Consider the following 16,017-nt stretch of genomic DNA (forward strand, 5'->3'; position numbering starts at 1 on the left):
TGCACGGAATGCATGTCTGTATCGCGTTGCAGCACATTGTCGAATCGATGTTGCGGTGCAATAATGAGCCCATCGGGAGGAACTGATGCTTTAGGAGCTTGAGCCGTGACAACCCGTATTCGCCCCATGCATTGCAATTTCGAGACGCTTCGTCTCGCTGGCGATCCCGCGACACCTGCTCGCGGTTATAACCGGGGTGCATCCTCGACCAATGAACAACTCAGCGCTCGCGCAACGTCCAGGATCGGTCGCATTGTCCGTCCTGCGTTCGCCTTTGCCGTTTTTCGTGAAGTCTAAGATCGCAACGCGAGGACTGGTGCGCTGTAGAGCGCTTGCCATGTCTCTGCCGGCCAACCGCCCGTCACCCAAGGAACCCGTCACATGTCTGCTTTTGAGCGCCCCATAAAGTCATTGCTGCAAACCGTCAGCGAAATCGGACTTGCAATCAGCGCCTCACAGGAATTGTCGCGCGCTGCCCGCGAGAATTCAGCCAAGGCAAAATCGCGGCATCCGCTGGCGTTTCTGTAAAAATCTCCATCGACACATCAAGGGATACTGCGCAGGTTTCAGGCGAAGGTCTATTTTTCCACCTGCGCCAGAGACCATTCGAACGCCTCTGAAATGATGGCGAACTTCTCTGCCTGCCATCCCAGATATTCGCTTAGAAAACCGCGTTTGATATACATGTGGGTCTTGCGCGTATCGTCATGCCATTCCAGGCAATTCGCCAGCACGGCCTTTCTCAGCAACCGCTGCAGATGCGTGCGCGACATCATGAAATTTTCAGCGATCAACCGGGCATCTATACGGCCCAGGTCGATCTTTTCCTCGTTGCGCTTGTCAGGATCGACCCGGCACATCAGTTCATCCATCACAAGCCCGCCGGATTCCGTCCACTGAAACATCGCAATGCAGTCCGGCGGATTGCGCCATACCAGATTGTCGATGCATTGGCGGGCAATGCGCGGCTGCAGGAGACACAACATCTCCGGATGCGCCATGAATGTCATCAGGCGTTCGCCATTGTCGAGTTGATCGAGCGCGGCGAGATTGGCGCCAACCCACCCTGCCATGGCCTGTGTGGTGATCTCTGTTGCCTCAAAGCGGCGCGGCCGCTTGTTGGATTCTGTGGCGACCGCGATGAACTTGTAGCTCAACAGCTGGTCGAGAAAGTTCAAGACCGTATTGCGGCTTGCAGCATTGATCGAGGTGATCATGTCCCGCAGGCGCGATGTCGTCAGGCCTTCCTGGCTGATCCCCGCCTCGAATTCCAGATGCAAAGCAAAGGCTGCCTGACTCATCAACCAGCGCTGATGTGAAACCATGTAGCGCGACAGTCTTGGGTTCTCATCATACTGGCCGCGAAGCTGGCTTGCCAATAATTGTATAACGCCCAGCATGCCAGGATGGGTTGCCAGCTCATCAACACTGTAACTCATGACCTTACATCTCTGCTCGCGGGCGTGCCGTCCGCCTGTGACAGAATGAAAGGCCGTCCAAAATCACAATTCATTATATTTTTAAGCACTCAGATATTTTTGTTTTCTTTTCGAATTTAAGTTTAGTGGCGTCGGTTGCTCACGTATCGAAACATAGCATCGCTATCGGTCAAACCCAATATTATAAAATTTAATAAGAACAATTAGTGCGCTCCTTTTCACCGCAGCGCAAACATTACAGGGCCTTAATTCCGTTCAATTGAACGAGAGGACGCCAAATTCGACATTGCGCCACGCTCTGTCGCAATCGACAGCCCGCCTCAAAACAAATAGAGGCAGGGTAATGATTCTTATTAGCAGATGGTTTTGAAATGTTTACCAGCCTCGCCTCAGTCGCCACCTTGATGATCTCGACAATCATGATGATGGCCGGTTTCGGCCTCATGAACTTCGTCGTGCCTGTTCGCTCGCTCGCCGAAGGCTGGTCAACCTTTACGATCTCGCTCACGGCCACCGGCTACACCCTGGGTTTCACGATCTCTTGCATCGTGACACCCATTTTCGTGCGCCGCGTTGGTCATGTGCGTGTGTTTAGCGCGCTGATCACGCTTCTGACCGTCTCGATTCTGTCCTGCGCTCTGGTGGTGGACTGGCGAGCCTGGTTCTTTTTCCGCGGCATTGCCGGCTTTGCCATCGCCGGTGCCTATCTCGTGATCGAGAGCTGGCTCAACGAACGGGTGACCAACGAAAACCGGGGCGCGCTCTATTCCGTGTATATGGTCACCTGCCTGACCGGCTCGATCGGTGGTCAGTACGTCGTTCCGCTGGGCGACCCGAGCGGCTACGGCCTGTTCATCCTGTGCGGGCTGATCTTTTCGCTGGCACTTTTTCCGACGGCACTTTCGACGGCACAATCTCCGGCCCCGATTGCCCAGGCGCGCTTCGATCTTGCCAAGCTATATCGACGTTCCCCCGTCGCGTTCATCGGCTCGCTGCTGGCGGGTGCCGTTTCCGGCACCTGGGGCAGTCTTGGCGGCGTGTACTCGCAGAGCATCGGCATGAGCACCGCCCAGGGCGCGACACTCCTGTCTGTATTCCTCGCCGGCGGTGCCATTGCGCAGATCCCCATCGGCCGCATCTCCGACCGCATCGACCGCCGCTATGTCATGGTGTTTTGCGGAATCTTCGGCACCATATCCTGTATCGGCATGGCACTCTTTTCCGGCTTCGGGACTGTTCCCCTCTATGTCACCGGCTTTTTTGTCGGCTGCGTTCTCTATCCCATCTATGCGCTCAATGCGGCCCATGCCAACGACCTTGCCAATCCGGACGAGTATGTGACCATCTCCAGCGGCGTCATGATCCTTTATGGCTTGGGGACTGTGTCCGGGCCGTTGATGGCCGGTACGCTGATGGACAGTATTGGCCCACAGGGACTGATCTGGTTCCTGGCAACGGCCTTTGCTCTTTATGCCGGCTATGCGGCATGGCGCATGACACGCCGCACCGAAGCGGTGGCCGATGCCGACAAGGCGGACTTCCAGGCCATGGCCATCCCCGTGCTGGGTACGGACCAGGCCAATGCCGCCAACAGCGCCATCGGCGACGCCGACGCAGATCCCGTTTTTCAGGGTCAGGCGGGATCGTAAGACCGGCGTCCCGGCTCAACCTTGTGGCGTCGATGCCCGTCGGGCAGCGCGCCGCTCGAGGCCGAGTTGATGTTCACGGTAGATGATATAGAGACCGGCGCCGACGACGATTGCCGCTCCCGCAAGCGTTGTGATCGTCGGTATCTCGTCAAACAGAACATAGGCGATCAGCGAGCCCAGCAGGATCGACGAATATTCGAACGGGGCAATGGTCGAGACATCGGCAAAACGGTAGCTCTCGGTCAACAGGATCTGGCCAAAACCGCCAAAGAAGCCGGCCAGTGCCAGAAGGCCCAGTGCCTCGACAGACAGTTGCGCCCAGCCGAAAAACCAGCTCAATGCTGACAGCAGCGAGGCGACCAGGGAAAAGTACAAGACGATCGTTGCCGTTTTTTCCTCTCGCACAAGCTGGCGCACCTGCATCATGGCGCCGGCACCGAGAACGGCCGAGAGCAAGACAGCCATGGCGCCTATTGCAGCTGTCGAGCCGAAGCCCTCCTGGCTGAACAAAGTGAGCTTCGGATAGGAAATGATGGTGACGCCGACCATGCCGATGGCAACCGCGGTCCAGCGGTAGAGCCGCACCGTTTCCCGCAGGAAGACCGCGGCAAAGACAACTGCGATCAGCGGCATGGCATAGCCGATGGCGATGGCATCCGGCAGCGGCAACAGCACCAGTCCGTAAAACCCGCAACCCATGGCGCAAATACCCAGCAGACCGCGGCGCAGATGGCCCAGAGGATTGTCGGTGTGAAAGGCGGAGCGCAAATTACCGCGCATTCCCAGATAGATGACGATGGGTACGATGGCAAAGGCGGATCGGTAGAATGCTATCTGCCCCGGAGGAATGCCTGCCCCCGCCAGTTTGATGCAGCTTTGCATGGCAAGAAAGACGGTGATCGAGGATAGCTTCAGCAGAATGCCGCGAAGCGGGTCGGTTTCAGCGGAGGGCATTGCGGGCTTTCAGAAAAACGCAGACAGGAAACAGGCCGGCCGCAGCGACACATCGGCGCACAGGGCAAGACGGATGCGGCAAACTGGCATGTCGCCAAATACGAGACAAGCCATTGGTATCGGAATGTCCGGGCGCGGCAAAATGTTGGGGCATGGCGATGCGAAAATGTAGGGAATGACGATGCTTCACCCTGACTGATCGGCGATCGGCGCCGGCCGCAATTCAATTTATACTGGTGGTAAAATACGCGTCGAAACAACCAGAAAAGGTCAGCGCTTCATTGAATTTTTAGCGCTTTTCAACGCCGGAACGGCCAAGACAAGTCTTTTCAGGGGGACAATTCTCGTCTTATTTTATCAATCGTTCAGAAATTAATGTAAATCTGTGTTTGGATGGAACAGATTTAGCGATGAAAGTCGTGGCTCCGGTCGGTCGGAACGCGAAAGAGCCTAAGCAAACAATCAGGACACACAATGCGAACAGATACGGGCCAGGTTATTCATCTGGCAGATTACCGCCCCACCGACTTCGTGCTGGAACGTGTGGATCTGACATTTGAACTGGATCCGGTCGAAACAAAGGTCGAATCGAGACTGATATTCCACCGTCGGGAGGGGGTAGATCACTCCGCCCCGCTGGTATTGGATGGCGATGGGCTGACCATGACCAGTCTGTTGTTCGACCAGATCGAGATGGAAACCGATCGCTATACTGCCACGTCGGACAGTTTGACTATTCGTGATCTTCCGGCTGACAGTCCGTTCGAGGTGACAGTCACGACACTGCTTAACCCGAGCGCAAATACGCAATTGATGGGTCTTTACCGTTCCAACGGTATCTATTGCACCCAATGCGAGGCCGAGGGCTTCCGTCGCATCACCTATTTCCCCGACCGTCCGGATGTGCTGGCGCCCTACACGATCAATATCATTGCCGACAAGGAAAGCTGCCCGTTGCTGCTCTCGAACGGCAATTTCCTGGGCGGCGCCGGCTATGGCGAAGGCAAGCACTTCGCTGCCTGGTTCGACCCTCACCCCAAGCCCAGCTACCTGTTTGCGCTGGTGGCCGGCGATCTCGGCGTCGTTGAAGATACGTTTACGACCATGTCGGGCCGCGAAGTTGCGCTGAAGATCTATGTGGAGCACGGCAAGGAATCGCGTGCAACCTATGCCATGGATGCGCTGAAGCGCTCGATGAAATGGGACGAAGAGGTGTTCGGTCGCGAATACGACCTCGACATCTTCATGGTCGTTGCCGTCTCCGACTTCAATTTCGGAGCGATGGAGAACAAGGGCCTCAACATCTTCAACGACAAGTATGTGCTGGCCGATCCGGCCACGGCCACCGACCAGGACTATGCCAATATCGAGGCGATCATCGCCCATGAGTATTTCCACAACTGGACCGGCAACCGCATCACCTGCCGCGACTGGTTCCAGCTGTGCCTGAAGGAAGGCCTGACCGTCTTCCGCGATCACGAATTTTCTGCCGACGCGCGTTCGCGCGCAGTCAAGCGCATCGCTGAAGTGCGCCATTTGCGCTCGGAACAGTTCACCGAGGATTCCGGTCCGCTTGCTCATCCGGTGCGCCCGGCAAGCTACCGCGAAATCAACAATTTCTACACGACGACCGTCTATGAAAAGGGCTCCGAGGTCACCCGCATGATCTCCACCATTCTGGGCCGCGACGGCTTCAAGAAGGGTATGGACCTCTATTTCGAGCGTCATGATGGCGAAGCCGCTACCGTCGAGGATTTCGTCAAGTCCTTCGAAGATGCCAATGGTCGCGATTTCAAGCAGTTCTCGCTCTGGTACAATCAGGCCGGCACGCCGCAGGTCACCGTCTCGACCACCCATGATGCCCGTGCCAAGACACTGACTGTCTCGCTTGAGCAGATGATCCCTGCCACGCCCGGTCAGCCCAACAAGGAGCCGATGCATATCCCGCTCCGCTTCGCTCTGATCGACCAAGACGGGTCGGACGTCACCGCGTCAGGCATCATCGGCGGAGAGGTAACAGGCGATGTCCTGCACCTGACCGAGCGTTCACAGACTTTCGTTTTTGCCGGCATCGCGTCTCGCGCGGTACTCTCCATCAATCGCGGCTTTTCCGCCCCGGTGACCATCCATTTCGATCAGTCGGCAGACGACAAGCGTCTGATCGCGCTTCATGACAGCGACCTGTTCTCCCGCTGGCAGGCCATTACCGATCTTGCCCGTCCTGTGCTTGCCCATGCCGCAACGCAGGCTGCCAAAAGCGAGGACGTCGGTGGCGATGCGCGCTTCGTCGACGTGCTGTTGCAGATTGCGGGCGATGAAACGCTTGAGCCGGCCTTCCGCGCCCAGGCGCTGTCACTGCCAAGCGAGGCCGATATTGCCCGCGAACTCGGCGCCGACACCGATCCCGACGCCGTTCATACGGGCCGTGAGGCCATTTTGAAGCAGATTGCGGATGCCGGCTCGGATCTGTTCGGCAAACTCTATGCGGCCTTGGCCGATGTCACCGGCCCGTTCTCACCGGACGCCGAAAATGCCGGTCGCCGCGCGCTCAAAAATACAGCCCTGGGCTTCATCGCCCTGTCAGACGCAACACCTGCCCATGCGGCCGAGGCTTTTGCCAAGGCCGATAACATGACGGATCTTTCGCAGGCGCTGACAGTTCTTGCGCACCGCTTCCCGGACTGCGAGGAGACAAAATCAGCGCTCGAAGCCTTCGAGTCCCGCTTTGCCGACAATGCGCTGGTGATCGACAAGTGGTTTGCCATTCAGGCCACCATCCCCGGTGACGGCGCACTCGACCGCGTCAAGGCACTGGTCGCCAACAAGCACTATATCGCCAACAACCCGAACCGCGTGCGCTCGGCCATCGGCAGCCTCGCCTTTTCCAATCCCACCGGGTTCAACCGGGCGGATGGCGCAGCTTACGATTTCCTCGCCGCGCAGATCCTGGAGATCGACAAGCGCAATCCGCAGCTTGCAGCCCGCTTGCTGACCTCGATGCGGTCGTGGCGACAGCTGGAACCTGTGCGGGCAGAAAAGGCAAAGGCGGCCCTCTCCACCATTGCCAGGGCCGACAAACTTTCCGCAGATGTCCGCGACATCGTCGATCGCGTTCTGAAGAGCTGACGACGGTCGGAGGCGGCTCCCATAGGCCGCCTCCCCACCGCTTGAAATTTCCGCTGTCTTCGCTTTCGCGAAGCAGGGGCTCAGGTGACTGAAACACCGGAAACGCCATGTCCGCGTTAACCTTTTCCTTGAGATTCAATCCCTTGGCCTGATCGCTCGAGAAAAAAGCGATTCGAATGAAGCACTTAATACTTTGTTCACCTTCGCCGTCTGGACACGACGAATCAGTGATGATTCATTGAGTCCGATTCGGGCGAGCGGCGCCTCGAATCGCACGAGGAATAAGAGGCGGACACGATGGCGGACGTGCGGCAGGAGACTGCAGCCGATGGCCGTATGGGGCTCCCATATGGTCGAATTTCAATGTTCCTTCGGGATCTCCTGTTTACGGGAGCAGCAGATCCCAGGCGAATGGAAATCATACTCAGGAACGCCATACCGGTCCTGATCATTGCCTTTCTCATGGTCGTGGCCATGGCACGAACGGTCGGCATTCTGGCCGAATACGGGCGAATGGAAAGCAATGCACGGCAGTCGACGGCGATGTCGGCGGCGGTGGCGACGGCGGCATTTTCCGACAAGGCCGACTTGTTCGTCAATCGCGACCGTGGCAGCGCCGAAAAACTGCTGTCGCAGTTTCTGCCCCAGAGCCGCCTGAACCCCAGCGCCTATATCCTGCTGATCGATCCCGCCGGACAGATCTTTGCAGGCTCAGCGTCAGCCGTCGGTTTCATCGGCCAGTCGCTCACCAGCATCCTGCCTGAAGTCGCCGCCATCCGCCGCTATTCCGACAAGACCGGGACCATCGAGACCCATATCAACGGCAGGCGCCATGTCGCCGTCATGGAACCCGCAGCCGGTGGGTCGCTCATCCTCGTCACCCGGTCGCTGGCCGATATCGATGCCTTCTGGCGCAGTGAAGTGGCGTTGAATGTCACGCTGTTTGCCGGCATATCGATGACGCTTCTGGTCATTCTCTATGCCTATTTCATGCAGGCCAAGCGCGCCCGCGAGGCTGACGATATCTTCCTGGAATCCAATTTGCGGGTGGAGACTGCGTTGTCACGCGGTCGCTGCGGTCTGTGGGATTTCGATCTGTCGAGCCGCCGTCTGTTCTGGTCGCGTTCCATGTATGAAATGGTCGGCATGAAGCCTTCCGGTGCCTCGCTCTGCTTTGGCGATGCCGCCCGGATGATGCATCCCGAAGACGGCAATCTCTACAAGCTTTTCCGCTCGCTCGGCCGCAGCGACAATCATCAGATCGACCATATCTTCCGCATGCGCCATGCTCAGGGCCATTATGTGTGGATGCGCGCCCGCGCGCAGGTGGTGCGCACCCCCAATGGCGGCAGCCGCATCATCGGCATCGCCATGGATGTGACAGAGCAGCATCGTCTGGCGCAGCGCTATGCCGAGGCTGACCAGCGCCTGATGGATGCCATCGAATGCACATCGGAGGCCTTCGTGCTGTGGGACAAGAACGACAAGCTGGTGATGTGCAATGCGCATTTCCAGAAAGTCTATGGCCTGCCAGACGATATGCTGACACCGGGCAAGGATCGCGCCGCTGTGGTGAAGGCTGCTGCCCGGCCGATTATTCAGCGCCGTGTCGCCGATCCGGACCAGACAGGCAGCTCGCGCACCACCGAGGTCCAGCTTGCCGACGAACGCTGGCTGCAGATCAACGAACGTCGGACCCGTGACGGGGGCCTGGTGTCGGTGGGTACCGACATCACCCTTTTGAAACGCCACCAGGAACGGTTGCGCGATCAGGAGCGCCGCCTGATGGCCAATATCGGCGACCTGTCTTCCTCGCAGAAGACGCTGGAGCGGCAGAAGCAGGAGCTGTCCATCGCCAATGCCAATTATCAGGTGGAAAAAGAGCGTGCTCAGGCTGCCAACAAGGCCAAGTCGGAATTCCTCGCCAATATGAGCCACGAACTGAGAACCCCGCTCAACGCCATTCTCGGTTTCTCGGAAATTCTGCAGACCGGCATGTTCGGCCCCATCGGCTCACCCAAATATTCCGAATATGCCCGCGACATTCATGACAGCGGCAAGCATCTGTTGAATGTCATCAACGATATTCTCGACATGTCGAAGATCGAAGCCGGCCAGATGCGTCTGCGCTGCGAAACCATCGACCTGTCTCCGCTGATCGACGAAAGCCTGCGCCTGACCTCCATTCCGGCGGAGGAAAAGAACATCACCATCGAGCAGCGTATTTCCACCAATCTGTCTGTCGTGGCCGACCGCCGTGCCATGAAGCAGGTGCTGTTGAACATTCTGGCCAATGCGGCAAAGTTTACCAATGAGGGCGGCCGTATCGCTCTGCGTGCCCGCCCCTGCGCCCAAGGTGTGGCACTGACGATTGCCGATACCGGCATCGGTATTCCGAAAGAGGCGATCAACAAGATCGGCCAACCCTTCGAGCAGGTGCAAAATCAGTATGCCAAGAGTCGCGGCGGTTCCGGTCTGGGACTTGCCATCTCGCGCTCACTCGTTGCACTCCATGGCGGTGCTTTGAAAATCCGGTCTCGCGAGGGCAAGGGTACGGTCGTGCAGATCTTCATCCCGCATGGCAAGGAAGACGTGCTTCCCCAGAAGAAGCGCATGGCGTAAGGCAGCGTCCGCCCCACTCTACTTTCAGCATTGAATTTCGATCTCTGGCTTCATAGACTTGCAGCCAATCTGCAAAGGAGCCGTCGTGAAGGCACGCATTGTCCGCTCTGCATTGACGATCGCGACCGTCCTTGCCCCGCTCGGCGCACTCGCCGGCGGCCAGGTCATCGAACAGGTCGAGACCTACAGTATCAACGGTGAAAGCGCGCGTGCGCTTTATGACTCGATCGGCGAGCGCGGCCCCATGCTGGGGAATTCCCGGGTCATCGCGCAGACGGGTTTCAAGCTCACCTGGCGCCGCGATTATCAGAACCGTCAGGGCGGCTGTGTGCTGGCGTCTGCCGTTCCAAGACTGGTCATCACCACCAAGCTGCCGAAACCATCTGCCAGGCTCCCGGCCGATGTCGCTGCCCGTTGGGCGGTCTTCATCGAGGGTGTGACGGCGCATGAGAAGGTCCATGCCGAGAATATCAAGGTCCTGGCCCGGGAGATCGAGAAAGCGACCGTTGGCCTTTCAGCGGAGAACGATCCCGACTGCAACAGACTACGGGCGAAGATGCAGCCGATCCTGAAGGAGATATCGGATCAGCGTCGACAGAAAGACCGAGACTTCGACAAGGTCGAGTTCGGACCGGGCGGCACAGTGCAGCAACTGGTCATCGGGTTGCTCGGTCCAGGCTGAACCGTTTCTGCGGCCATTCAGGATGCGCGCGCTGCCACCGGCATTCGATCGTCGGACAGGAGAAGTTCAACGGTGTCATCCGCGCTGACGGGACGGGAGAAATAGTATCCCTGCACGGCTTGAACGCCCAGTGACTTCAGAATTTTCAGTTGTTCCAGGGTCTCCACGCCTTCCACGATGGCGTCGATATCCATATCCGCACACAGAGCCAGAACCGACTTCACGATCTTGTAGCTCGAATCGCGCTGCTCGATCTCCTGAACAAAGGATCCGTCGATCTTGATCTTGGAGAGCGGCAGGTGGTGGACATGGCTGAGGCTGGAATAGCCGGTGCCAAAGTCATCGAGCGAAATGCCCGCCCCCATATTGCGCAACAGGGTTATGGATGCCTTCGCCTGGTCGAAATCATGCATGATCGCCGTCTCGGTGATCTCGAAATTGATCCGTGCCGGATCGAAGCCGCTGGCATGGACAATACCGATAATGCGCAGAATGCCTTCGGCAGAGGCCAGGTCGTGCGGTGAAAGATTGAATGACAAATAGCAATCACCGGGCCAAGTCGAGGCTGTCTGCAATGCACGTTCCAGAACCAGGCGCGTGATCGTCAGAATACGGCCATTATGTTCAGCCACGGGAATAAATTCCGCTGGCGATACGCTGCCGATGGTCGGACTATCCCAGCGCGACAGCGCCTCGAAACCGACACAGCTGTTGGAATTGACGTCGACGATCGGTTGGAACACCAGCGACAATTCGTCTTCCAGAGAGGCGCACAACAAGGCCTCCTCGACCACTTTCAGACGCGACAACTCGTCGGCCTGCGCGGCATTGAATATCATGACACCCGCGCGTTGGCGGCGTTTGGCGGTGTAAAGCGCATAGTCTGCGCGGTCGTAAAGCTCATGGCCGTTGGTGCCGACCTTGGGGTAGATAGCGATACCGAGAGAGCCGGTCACATGAACATTTCCGGCACCGATGCTGATGCGCTCTGCAATCGCGTCGCAAAAGGTCATACCGAAACTGGAAAGCTTGCCTTCGTCGGCGACACCGCAGACCAGAAGGGCAAATTCATCGCCACCCAGGCGATAGACACGGGCCTTGCCCTCAGCCACGATCTCCAGCCGCCGCGCAACCTCCACCAGAACCTTGTCGCCTGCGGAATGACCGTGCATGTCGTTAATCGGCTTGAAGCCGTCCAGATCGATCACGCCCACGGCCAGCGCCGTGGAATTCGTCTTGGCCGCGTCAAATTCTTTCAACAGATCGTGGAAGAAACTGCGGCGGTTGGCCAGCAATGTCAGGCTGTCCATATTGGCCAAGCGCAAATTTTCGTCTGACAGCGCCTGCATGGCAGCATTCTGATCCTGCAGCACAAGTCGCGACTGGCCGAGTTGACGAAAGTCGCGATAATGCGACTGCAACACCACAACCATGGCCATGCAGACCAGAAGGAAGTTGATGCCGATCGCGTTGAAAATCGGTTCACCATGCAGGAGCATAAAGACAAGAAATGGGGCATTAACCAGGCAAGTGACAATCAGCGCGGCAGAACGCAAATGCATCAGACAGAAGATGATGCCGATCACGGTGATGGCAATGTAAAACGCGACATGCGCCTGCTGGTAAGGATTGCCAAGCGGCATCAACATCAGGGACCAGGCAACGCAGACGAGCGCCAGGGGCCCTGCCAGGCGATTTGTCGAGCGTAATTGACGATAGGCTTCGTCCGCATCGACAACAACATTGTGTCGGCGATACCACCCCAGACCGCGGAAGACAAATATCGCCACCATCGCCAGGGGTATATAGATATCCAGCCACGCGGGAGCGGTATTGATATGCGTCCAGGATACGGCCAGTGTGTTGACGGCAAGGATAAAATAGAGAAGCGGTACCTGCTTGGAAAAAGCCTCATACTGCGCGCGCGTCAGTTCCGGATTGTCATTGGGAACGCTTAGAAACTCGCTGATCTTGCGAGCCACCCATCTTCCCGTTTGTATCATGCGCATACGTCGCTCCCAGTCAGATAATAACTGCCCAAGCTCAGGACGAGATTTCGTTTTCGCTGTGAAACCTCGCAGAAACCTGTTAAATTAGGGATAAAGAAACAACGCTATACTTGGCTTCACAGTCGCTAAATCCTGCCAGACCGTCGCGTGCCTTCATTGCCAAATTTGTTCGCGCTTCGGGAACTGCTTGGCCGCTCCAGCGTTGATGAAGGCTGGGAGGAGGTGATCTCGATGAAATATGTAGCCGAAGACGAAACGAAAGCTGGTGAAAACCGCGAGGTGTTCAGCGTGCAGGACTTCTGCGACCGTGAACATGTCGACGTCAACCAGACGCGCAAGCTTTTGCGGGTGCTGGGATCGTTTGCGACCAAGCAGGAACTGCACATGAACCTGCAGCGACGTCCGGCGTGGCGCTAATGCGCGTCGGGGCTTGCCCCTATGGGTGTCGGCGGCAAGCCGTCTGAAGAGTAACCCTGCGCCGCACCGATGTTGGTGAGGTTTTGCGGATGTCTGAGGATATTCAGCCCCGCTATTCCAGCCAGCCTTCGTTTATGAGGGCCTCACCACCTTGTCGAACACCTTGCGCACCGCTTTTGACAGCCGCTTGACCTCCGCTTCGAGCGTTTTCATGTCCGGACAATCGGCTGCACGACAAAGAAGATCTGCAAGGCCTGCCGGAATATCGTCAGCATCGAAGGGCCCGTCAATGCAGAGCCGGATGATCTGGGACAAATCCGTGAACAGCGTAAGCGCTGCAAGGCAGGTCTCCAGATCGTTGCGATCCATCAGGCTTTTGCCCAAGACTGCCAGCGCCTGAGCCGTGCTCAGCCCAGACGTGGCGACCGTCACGCCCCGAGCAGGGCCGACCAGGGTCAGAAACTGGGTTATGAATTCGATGTCGATCAGGCCCCCTGGAATGAGCTTGAAGTCCCAGATGTCGCGCGGCGGCTTTTCCTTGCCAATCAGCATGCGCATCTCTTTCACATCGGCTGCAATCTTTTTCTCGTTGCGAACCTCGCCCATCACATCGGAGATGATCGCTTGCGCCCTTTCGATCAGATCGTCATCGCCAGCCATCATCCGTGCCCGCGACAGTGCCATATGCTCCCAGGTCCAGGCTTCGTCCTTCTGATACCGCTCGAATGCATTGAGGCGGGTTGCCACCGGGCCCTTGTTGCCGGATGGGCGCAGGCGCATATCGACTTCGTAGAGCACACCCTCTGCCATCGGCGCAGACAGGGCTGAGATCAGGCGCTGCGTCAGTCGGGTGAAATAGCGCACCGCATCCAGCGGCTTGTCACCAACACTTTCCACCACCTCCGCGTCATAGTCGTAGAGCAAAATGAGGTCGACATCGGACCCGGCCGTCAGCTCGAAACTGCCCAGCTTGCCCATGCCGGCAAGCGCCACCCGTCCGCCGGGATAGACACCATGGGCGCGGTCCATTTCCTTGCGTACCACATCAAGCGCCGCGCCGATGACCAGCGACGCCAGATCGGCAAAGGCCCGGCCAGCCTGCGTTCCATTGATCGATCCGGTCAGAAGACGAATACCGATCAGGAAGCGGTGTTCGGCGGCGAAAATACGGAGCTGATCCAGAAATTCCTCATAGTGGACACGGCCAGCGGTAAAACTCTCAAGTCGATGTGCCAGATAATCGCGGGTCGGAAGTTGAGCCATCAATGCCGGATCCAGCATGCCGTCAAAGACATGGGGACGCTTGGCGATGATTTCCGCCAGGCGCGGTGCAGCCGACATGATGTTCACGGTCAGCTTCAACAGCGGCGGGTTATTGCCGAGAAGCGAAAACAGCTGAATGCCGGCAGGCAGGCCCGCGAGAAACGTATCGAAGCGCATCAGCGCCTCGTCCGCGCGGCGGCTTTCACCAAACGCTTTCAACAAGAGCGGGATCAGTTCGGTCAGCCGCTCGCGCGCCTCGACCGACTGCGTGGCCCGGTAGCGCCCATAATGCCATGTGCGGATCACACGCGACATGTCTTCGGGTCTGTCGAATCCCAGTTTTGCAAGCGTCTTCAGCGTATCCGGGTCGTCATTCTGACCGGTAAAGACCAGATTACCTTCCGTGCCCGACAATCCCTCTTCTTTCTCGAACAGGCGGGCATAGCGTTTCTCCACCGTCTTCAGCACGGTTTCGAGTTCGCTCGAAAAACTCGCCGTATCGGCAAAGCCGCTCATCAGGGCGATGCGGCGCAATTCCGGCTCCGTTAACGGCAGAAGGTGGGTCTGTTCGTCATGGACCATCTGAATGCGGTGTTCCACATCGCGCAAGAACCAGTAGCAGACGATCAGCTCGCGGGTGGTGGCATCATCCACCCAGTTCGCGGCATTCAATGCCTTCAGCGCCGCCTCGGTCGACCGCGTCCTCAGTTCCGGCATTCGCCCGCCGGCGATCAGTTGCTGGGTCTGGGCGAAGAACTCGATCTCGCGGATACCGCCGCGGCCAAGCTTCACATTGTGCCCCTTGACCGCGATTGTGCCATGGCCCTTATGCGCGTGGATCTGACGCTTGATGGCGTGGATATCGGCGATGGCGGCGTAATCCAGGTATTTGCGAAAGACAAAGGGGGTCATTTCCTTGAGGAAGGCTGCACCTGCCTCCAGATCGCCCGCCACAGGACGTGCCTTGATGAAGGCTGCACGCTCCCAGTTCTGTCCCCTGCCCTCGTAATACAGCAGCGCGGCCTCCACCGGCACGGCAAGAGGTGTCGACCCCGGATCGGGGCGCAATCGCAGATCGGTTCTGAACACATAACCGTCGCCGGTGCGCTCCTGCATGATGCGCACCAGACGTCGCATCATGCGCCCATAGATTTCCAGCCCGTCATCGGGATCGGGCAAGATGCCGGCCTGAGGGTCGAAGAAGACGACGATATCGATATCGGAGGAATAGTTCAGTTCGCGGGCGCCATGCTTGCCCATGCCAAGCACAATCAGGCCACTGCCGCGCGATGGCTCGCCACGGTCAGGCAAGGTGACCTTGCCGGCATCGTCTGCGCTCAGCAGCAAGTGATTGATCGCCGCCGATACGCTGGCATCGGCAATGGCGGTCAACCACTCCGTCGTATGGGCCGCATCAAAGATCCGGGCCAGATCGGCCATGGCCAACAGAAAAGACACCCGCCGCTTGGCAATGCGCAATCGCGTCATCACCTGGCCTTCCGTGGGAAGAGTGCCATCGGCCTGGGGCTTCCAGGCGTCGCGCGCCGCGTCAACGAGACCTGTCAGCAAGGGTTCCAGCGGTTGGCTGATCGCCAGAACAAGGATCTCGGGATCTCGCGCTGCGGTGTCGCGCAAATGCGGAGAGAGGCTCAGTGCTGCGGCGACAAATTCGTGGAGCGGCGTCATCGTCTCCAGCATGTCGGCAATTGCCGGATGCGTCGCGCCAATGTCGCTCAGAATTTCTCCGACAGACTTCAATTCGCTCTGGTTCAGCGGATGCAGCGCACCTGCATGCACCTCGCTCAGCGCGCTGGCTGTTTGCTGCACGTCAAATCTCCTCCAGGGCATAACCTTTT

The 16,017-nt window shown here is 58.1% G+C and carries 11 protein-coding genes; 7 read left to right on the forward strand and 4 right to left on the reverse strand.

What is annotated here, in order from left to right; genetic code table 11:
* Positions 1-105: 105 nt before the first annotated feature.
* Entirely contained in the window at positions 106-297 is a 192-nt protein-coding gene (locus ACWPM9_RS14630) for a hypothetical protein (RefSeq protein ID WP_428185337.1), read from the forward strand.
* An 84-nt stretch (positions 298-381) separates the two neighbouring features.
* The gene (locus tag ACWPM9_RS14635; protein ID WP_428185338.1) at positions 382-528 is read left to right on the forward strand and encodes a hypothetical protein; all 147 of its coding nucleotides are present in this window, start codon (positions 382-384) and stop codon (positions 526-528) included.
* A 50-nt stretch (positions 529-578) separates the two neighbouring features.
* Here ACWPM9_RS14635 and ACWPM9_RS14640 read toward each other — a convergent pair whose 3' ends face one another.
* Positions 579-1,439 carry a hypothetical protein gene (locus tag ACWPM9_RS14640; RefSeq protein WP_484755591.1) on the reverse strand — a complete coding sequence of 287 codons (861 nt, stop codon included), beginning with the start codon at positions 1,437-1,439 and terminating at the stop codon, positions 579-581.
* Between the two features lie 371 nt (positions 1,440-1,810).
* Between ACWPM9_RS14640 and ACWPM9_RS14645 the strand changes: the two genes are divergently transcribed.
* A complete protein-coding gene (locus ACWPM9_RS14645) occupies positions 1,811-3,088 on the forward strand; it encodes an MFS transporter (protein ID WP_428185340.1) in 1,278 nt (425 codons plus the stop codon).
* A gap of 15 nt (positions 3,089-3,103) precedes the next feature.
* Here ACWPM9_RS14645 and ACWPM9_RS14650 read toward each other — a convergent pair whose 3' ends face one another.
* Positions 3,104-4,042, reverse strand: coding sequence for a DMT family transporter (locus ACWPM9_RS14650; protein ID WP_428185341.1), 939 nt, complete (start codon positions 4,040-4,042; stop codon positions 3,104-3,106).
* Positions 4,043-4,516: 474 nt separating this feature from the next.
* On the opposite strand from ACWPM9_RS14650, the gene pepN reads away from it, so the two are divergent.
* The 3 genes from pepN to ACWPM9_RS14665 all read left to right on the forward strand — a co-directional run bounded on the left by pepN (position 4,517) and on the right by ACWPM9_RS14665 (position 10,472).
* A complete protein-coding gene (gene pepN / locus ACWPM9_RS14655) occupies positions 4,517-7,168 on the forward strand; it encodes an aminopeptidase N (RefSeq protein WP_484755592.1) in 2,652 nt (883 codons plus the stop codon).
* Positions 7,169-7,465: 297 nt separating this feature from the next.
* Positions 7,466-9,790: a PAS domain-containing sensor histidine kinase gene (locus ACWPM9_RS14660; protein ID WP_484755593.1), complete on the forward strand. Its 2,325-nt coding sequence runs from the start codon at positions 7,466-7,468 to the stop codon at positions 9,788-9,790.
* 85 nt (positions 9,791-9,875) lie between these two features.
* Positions 9,876-10,472, forward strand: a complete 597-nt coding sequence (locus ACWPM9_RS14665; RefSeq protein ID WP_484755594.1) for a DUF922 domain-containing Zn-dependent protease — start codon at positions 9,876-9,878, stop codon at positions 10,470-10,472.
* Positions 10,473-10,489: 17 nt separating this feature from the next.
* On the opposite strand, the gene ACWPM9_RS14670 is transcribed toward ACWPM9_RS14665, so the two are convergent.
* Entirely contained in the window at positions 10,490-12,454 is a 1,965-nt protein-coding gene (locus tag ACWPM9_RS14670; RefSeq protein ID WP_484755595.1) for a putative bifunctional diguanylate cyclase/phosphodiesterase, read from the reverse strand.
* 258 nt (positions 12,455-12,712) lie between these two features.
* Between ACWPM9_RS14670 and ACWPM9_RS14675 the strand changes: the two genes are divergently transcribed.
* Positions 12,713-12,898 (forward strand): hypothetical protein, encoded by a 186-nt coding sequence (locus tag ACWPM9_RS14675; protein WP_428185346.1) that lies wholly within the window; start codon positions 12,713-12,715, stop codon positions 12,896-12,898.
* Between the two features lie 132 nt (positions 12,899-13,030).
* On the opposite strand, the gene ACWPM9_RS14680 is transcribed toward ACWPM9_RS14675, so the two are convergent.
* Complete coding sequence (locus ACWPM9_RS14680; RefSeq protein WP_484755596.1) at positions 13,031-15,988, reverse strand: bifunctional [glutamine synthetase] adenylyltransferase/[glutamine synthetase]-adenylyl-L-tyrosine phosphorylase; 2,958 nt, start codon at positions 15,986-15,988, stop codon at positions 13,031-13,033.
* Positions 15,989-16,017 lie beyond the last annotated feature (29 nt).

Source organism: Agrobacterium sp. H141 (assembly GCF_057158725.1).